The following is a 5,039-nucleotide window of genomic DNA, read 5'->3' as shown; positions in this document are numbered from 1 at the left end:
GGCCAGCGCAACGACTGGTTCGCCTCGACCTTCATCACGACCTTCGCCGTGATCTCGGCCGTGTCGTTCCTGCTGCTGCTCCCGTGGGAGTGGACAAGGCGCGATCCGATCGTCGACATCCGCCTGCTTTTCAGCCGGCAGTTCGGCATGTCCTTCCTGGTCATGATGGCGGTGGGCGCGGTGCTCTTCAGCACCACGCAGCTTTTGCCGCAGTTGCAGCAGACGACCTTCGATTACACCGCCACGCTTTCCGGCCTGTCGATGATGCCGGGGGGCATTGCCATGCTCATGCTGATGCCGATCTCGGGCTTTGCCGCCGGCATCGTTCAGCCGCGCTATCTCATCATGTTGGGCATGTCGGTGGTCGCGGTCGCGCTCTGGCACACGACCTCGCTGACGCCCGACGCCAGCTTCAGTTTCTTCGCCTATGCCCGCGTCTATATGATGATCGGCCTGCCGTTCCTATTCATCCCGATCTCCACCGCCGCCTATGTCGGCCTGCCGCCGCAGAAGACTGACCAGGCATCGTCGCTGATCAACGTCGCGCGCAACATCGGCGGCAGCATGGGCGTGTCGCTGTCCAACACGGTGATTGCCCAGAACGCCCAATTCCACCAGTCGGTGCTGGTCGGCCACACCGCGCAATCGAGCGACACCTATCAGCAGACGCTTCGCCAGGTGACGGATCATTTCGTCGCCGAGGGTTCGCCATTGGTCGAGGCCAGGCAGCAGGCCGTCGGCTGGATCGGCCAGGAGATCGGCCGCCAGGCTTCGCTTCTCGCCTATGTCGATGTGTTCTTCTACTGCGCGATAGCCACAGCGGTGCTGGTGCCCTTCGCTTTGCTGCTCAGGCCGCCCAAATCGGCACCGGCGAAACGTTAAAGCATGTCTCCCGAAAGTGGGAACCGGTTTCGGGATAAAGACATGCGTAAAATCAAAAACCGGACGGAAAACCGCTACACAGTTTTCCCGGAATTGCTCTAGAAGCCGAACTGTTCCTTGCGCAAAGCGTCCTCGTATTTCTTCTTCAATTCCAGAACCCTGTCGCGCACCTCATCCTCCTTGAAGTGGGCCGCCTCCCATTTGTCGATCTCGGCTATCGAGTGGTTGACGGATGCGAGTTCCTCTTCCTCCCTGATCGCCGCTATCCAATCCTCCACCGCGGCCTTGTAGGCGCTCTGAAGCTGGTCGAGATCCGACACATCGGTTTGCATGGCATACTCCGTTGGATGAGCGCGCCACTTGTAACCCGGCCGGATGAACAAACTAAGACAGGCGAGCTTCGTCCTCGGTCTGCGTCCCCTCGGCAGGCTTGCGGATTCCCCTTGTTTCACCGGACTTCCGCCTTCGGCGACATAGTGGCCGAACTCAGCTCACATTCGACGATGCTGACGCGGATAGGGTGATCTCCTCAGGCACTTGCGCCAGATCAAAGAGGCGTTTTGGGAGAACGCGCTAGGATTGAATGCGTGAGGTAGGGACCAATGACCAAGCGGATCGCGATCATACAGGGTCATCCAGACCCCGGTGGGCATCGCTTGCTGCATGCGATGGCAGACGCTTATGCCGAAGCTGCGAAAGCAGCCGGGCACGAGGTTCGTCGCGTCGAAGTGGGAACGCTCGAGTTCTCGCTCATGCGTACACAAGCGGAATTCGAGACCGGGGCATTACCGCCGGCCCTCGTGCAACCGCGGGACGATATGCGCTGGGCCGAACACTGGGTTTTTCTGTTTCCACTTTGGCATGGAACCATGCCGGCACTGTTCAAAGGTTTCCTTGAACATATCTTCAGGCCCGGCTTTGCCATGGAATATGGAAAAGAAGGTTTTCCGAAACAACTGCTCGCCGGCCGTTCGGCTCGCATCGTCGTCACCATGGGCATGCCGGTCTTGCTCTATCGTTGGTACTTTGGCGCCTACGGATTGCGCGGTTTCGAGCGAAGCATGCTGAGCTTCGCGGGAATCAAACCTATTCGTGAGAGCCTGTATGGCCTCACCTTCGCCGACGAAAAGAAGCGAGTTCGCTGGATCGACGATATGCGCAAGCACGGGCAACGGGGCGACTGACAAATATCATCCCGAGGTTCAAGCCACGTCCCAGGTGGCTCGGGCGAGCTATCATTCGGCAATGGCGAATGCCCCGCAGGTTACGTGAAGCGTCCTGAGCCAGCGTTTTCCAATAGCATGTCAACGACTGGCAGCCTCGCCACCACCGATAATCGGCCCCGGCACGCTTGCGCACGCAAGATCGCGGCGCGATGCTGGCCGCAACTGGAGGAGACCATGCGAAACATCACGGCATCGGCACTGCTTTTGGCGGTGGCATTCTTCACGACCAGCGCGAACGCGCTGGACAGTTCGAACACGCCCGTTGTGGTGACACCGCTGGTGTCGAAGACAACGACCGCGTCGGGCCAGCCGATCGCGCTGCCGCAAAAGAACGTCGAGGTGCAGGTCTCGTCCTACCAGATCGCGCCGGGCGCAACGCTCCCGGTCCACAAACACCGCTTTCCGCGCTACGCCTATGTCGAGCAGGGAACGCTCAAGGTCACCAATGTCGAGACCGGCGCTGCCAACACCTTCAAATCAGGAGACTTCATCGTCGAGATGATCGGCCAATGGCACCAGGCCACCAATATCGGCACCGATCCGGTGAAGCTTCTGGTGATCGACCAGGTCGAGCAAGGCGCCAAGAACACGATCCTGAAACAGTAGCCGGCCGTGCGTCCGCTCCGAAGCGGTCGCCCGTTGTTGCTCAGCCCCAGGCGCCGACGGGCTGCCGCGTGGTGGCGTTCAGGCGGTTGAAGGCGTTGATCAGCGCGATCTGGATCACCAAAGCGGCGAGCGCCTTGTCGTCAAAGTGACGCGCCGCCTCGTCCCAGACGTCGTCGGGCACCGCGTCGGATCGATCGGCCAGGCGCGTAGCGGCTTCCGTCAGCGCAAGCGCCGCGCGTTCGGCGTCTGTGAAGTAAGGCGTCTCGCGCCATGCCGACACCGCGAAGATCCGCTCGTCCTTCTCGCCTGCCTTCTTCAGCTCGCGCGCGTGCATGTCGACGCAGACGGCGCAAGCATTGATCTGGCTGGCGCGCAGATGAACGAGCTTGCGCGTGACATAGGGCACGTCGCCGGCCTCGGTCGACTTGTCGAGCGCGAGCAGCGCCTGCAGCGCGCCGGGAATGAGCATCACCGGGTTCTTCAATCTTGCTTCCATCATCCGTCTCCTCGGGTTTCGTGCGGCCGGCAGGCCCGTACCAATCAATAACTTTCCAGTTATGAGTCATCCATAACTTTGCAGTTATACATTGTCAAGCGCCCTCCCTGGCTGGACCGATGGTTGCGGCTTTCGCGGCGGCGCGACCGGTGCTAGGGCTGCCCACCTTCTAGAAAGCATGGATGGAAGCTGGTGGCGGACACGCAAAAACCCCTGATCGAAATCTGCGTCGAAGGCATTGACGGGTTGCTCGCCGCGCAGGCCGCCGGCGCCGACCGGGTCGAGCTCTGCGCCAGCCTGATCGAAGGCGGCATCACGCCGAGCCTCGGCACGGTGCGCGACGCGCTCGAAAGCGCGACCATTCCCTTCCATGTCATCGTTCGGCCGCGCGGTGGCGATTTCCTCTACAGCGAGGCCGAATACCGCTCGATGCTGGCCGATGTCGAAGCGCTTCGCGAGCTCGGCGTTGCCGGTGTCGTCGTCGGCTGCCTGACCGCCGACGGCGCCATCGACGAGGCGCGCATGAGCGCGCTGGTTGAGGCCGCCGGCCCGCTCAACGTCACCTGCCACCGCGCCTTCGACATGACGCGTGATCCGGCTGAGGCGCTCGAGGCGCTCATCCGCTGCAAGGTCGGCCGCGTGCTGACCAGCGGACAGCGCGATACCGCGCTCGAAGGCGTCGAGCTTCTGGCCGAGCTCGTGCGTCTGGCGGGCGATCGCATCATCATCCTCGGCTGCGGCGCGCTGGCGCCCGATACGATCGGCGAGGTGCGCAAGCGGACCGGGCTGACCGAGATGCATTTTGCAGCGCTTGCGGACGTGCCCAGCGCCATGCGCTACCGCAATCCCAATGTCGGCATGGGCGGCACCGACCTCGACCGCGAATACCGCAACACGGTGACCGACCAGGACAAGGTGGCGGCGACGATCGCGGCCGCGAGAGCCTGACAGCCAAGATGGTGACCCATGAGTTGCTGCCGATCGAACGCGTCTCGCCCGCCGACGAGCCCGCCATCCTCGCGCTCAACAACGAGCATGCGGCGGAACTGTCCTGGCTCGAGCCGGAACGGCTTTCCTTCCTGCTCGGTGAGGCTTTCTACACCCGCCGCATCGGCGCGCTCGGGGCCTTCATCCTGTGCTTCGACCAGGACGCAAATTACGACAGCCCGAACTTCCTTTGGTTTCGCGAGCGCTATCCGCGCTTCGTCTATGTCGACCGAGTGGTGGTCGCCGCGGCGGCGCGCGGCCGCGGCCACGCCCGCCGCCTTTATGAGGATTTATTCGAGCAGGCCCGGCGCGCCGGCCACACGATGGTAACCTGCGAGGTCAATGCCGATCCGCCCAACCCGGCTTCCGATGCCTTCCACGCCGCGCTCGGTTTCGCCGAGGTCGGCGACGCGGTAATCCACGGCGGCAAGAAGTCGGTGCGCTATTGGGCAAAACCGATCGCCGCCTGAACACGCTTCGAACGCTGCTGGCCAGAAGAACAAGCCAAAGCTAATATAACCGCTCGGCTGCTGGGGCGCGACATCATGGCGAGCAATGTCTTCCGCTTCGACGAAAGCTGGGACATCCGTGAAGGCACACCCCAGGAAGTGTGGGATGTGCTGTCGGACGCCCAGTTGCTGCCGCTCTGGTGGGGCGATGCCTATAAGGAGGTGGAGCCGCTCGACAAGAAGGGCAAGGGCGTCGTCGGCGCCCGCGCCAGGGCACGAGCGCGCGGCGCCCTGCCCTATGAGCTGAACTTCATCATCGAGGCCGCCGAGCTCATACCCGGCCGGCTGGTGGTGGTAAAAACCTTCGACGATTTCGACGGGCTGTGGCGGGCC

Annotated in this window: 8 protein-coding genes; 6 read left to right on the top strand and 2 right to left on the bottom strand. The window is 62.6% G+C overall.

The features are described from left to right. Positions 1-882 (top strand): MFS transporter (locus EOA28_RS40290; protein WP_245501553.1); only part of this gene is annotated, 882 nt, incomplete at its 5' end. Positions 883-980: 98 nt separating this feature from the next. Here the strand turns inward: EOA28_RS40290 and EOA28_RS19330 are convergent. Further along, positions 981-1,214 carry a hypothetical protein gene (locus EOA28_RS19330; RefSeq protein ID WP_127252270.1) on the bottom strand — a complete coding sequence of 78 codons (234 nt, stop codon included), beginning with the start codon at positions 1,212-1,214 and terminating at the stop codon, positions 981-983. 270 nt (positions 1,215-1,484) lie between these two features. On the opposite strand from EOA28_RS19330, the gene EOA28_RS19325 reads away from it, so the two are divergent. Both EOA28_RS19325 and EOA28_RS19320 read left to right on the top strand, forming a co-directional pair. Next, positions 1,485-2,066, top strand: a complete 582-nt coding sequence (locus tag EOA28_RS19325; protein ID WP_126082247.1) for an NAD(P)H-dependent oxidoreductase — start codon at positions 1,485-1,487, stop codon at positions 2,064-2,066. A gap of 216 nt (positions 2,067-2,282) precedes the next feature. Continuing rightward, on the top strand, positions 2,283-2,714 hold the full coding sequence (locus tag EOA28_RS19320) for a cupin domain-containing protein (protein WP_128315160.1): 432 nt from the start codon (positions 2,283-2,285) through the stop codon (positions 2,712-2,714). Between the two features lie 40 nt (positions 2,715-2,754). Here the strand turns inward: EOA28_RS19320 and EOA28_RS19315 are convergent, their stop codons facing one another. Beyond that, a complete protein-coding gene (locus EOA28_RS19315; RefSeq protein ID WP_127252268.1) occupies positions 2,755-3,210 on the bottom strand; it encodes a carboxymuconolactone decarboxylase family protein in 456 nt (151 codons plus the stop codon). A gap of 189 nt (positions 3,211-3,399) precedes the next feature. Here EOA28_RS19315 and EOA28_RS19310 point away from each other — a divergent pair, with 189 nt between their 5' ends. The 3 genes from EOA28_RS19310 to EOA28_RS19300 form a co-directional block, all read left to right on the top strand. Further along, positions 3,400-4,158, top strand: a complete 759-nt coding sequence (locus tag EOA28_RS19310) for a copper homeostasis protein CutC (RefSeq protein ID WP_127252267.1) — start codon at positions 3,400-3,402, stop codon at positions 4,156-4,158. Between the two features lie 8 nt (positions 4,159-4,166). Next, entirely contained in the window at positions 4,167-4,667 is a 501-nt protein-coding gene (locus tag EOA28_RS19305) for a GNAT family N-acetyltransferase (RefSeq protein WP_127252266.1), read from the top strand. Positions 4,668-4,742: 75 nt separating this feature from the next. Beyond that, positions 4,743-5,039: SRPBCC family protein (locus tag EOA28_RS19300; RefSeq protein WP_281060908.1), on the top strand; the 297-nt coding region annotated here is incomplete at its 3' end.

The sequence above is a fragment of the Mesorhizobium sp. M2A.F.Ca.ET.067.02.1.1 genome, assembly GCF_004023285.1.
GTDB lineage: Bacteria > Pseudomonadota > Alphaproteobacteria > Rhizobiales > Rhizobiaceae > Mesorhizobium.
Note: the sequence above shows the minus strand (reverse complement) of the source record. Positions and strands in the feature narration are given on the sequence as shown.